General features: G+C 56.7%; 1 protein-coding gene. It reads left to right on the top strand.

The features are described 5' to 3' along the window. On the top strand, positions 1–390 hold a 390-nt coding region (locus OO258_RS27400; RefSeq protein WP_266035057.1), incomplete at both ends, for an immunoglobulin heavy chain variable domain-containing protein.

Here is a 390-nt window from a genome sequence, read left to right as displayed (position 1 = left end):
GGCCATGGCCCAGGTGCAGCTGCAGGAGTCTGGAGGAGGATTGGTGCAGCCTGGAGGCTCGCTGAGACTCTCCTGTGCAGCCTCTGAACGCACCTTCGTTGGCTATGTCAAGGCCTGGTTCCGCCAGGCTCCAGGGAAGGAGCGTGAATTTGTCTCGGCAATTAGCTGGCTCAATAGTAGCATCGCCTATGCAGACTCCGTGAAGGGTCGATTTACTATCAGCAGAGACAACGCCAAGAACACACTGTATCTGGAAATGAACGAACTGAAACCTGAGGACACGGCCGTTTATTACTGTGCAGCAGATCTCGGGTGGGCCGACGCGATTAGTCGACCGAAGTATTGGGGCCAGGGGACCCAGGTCACCGTCTCCTCACACCACCATCACCA

Origin of the sequence: Pseudomonas sp. DCB_BI (assembly GCF_026240995.1) — a bacterium.
Lineage (GTDB): Bacteria > Pseudomonadota > Gammaproteobacteria > Pseudomonadales > Pseudomonadaceae > Aquipseudomonas.
Note: the sequence above shows the minus strand (reverse complement) of the source record. Positions and strands in the feature narration are given on the sequence as shown.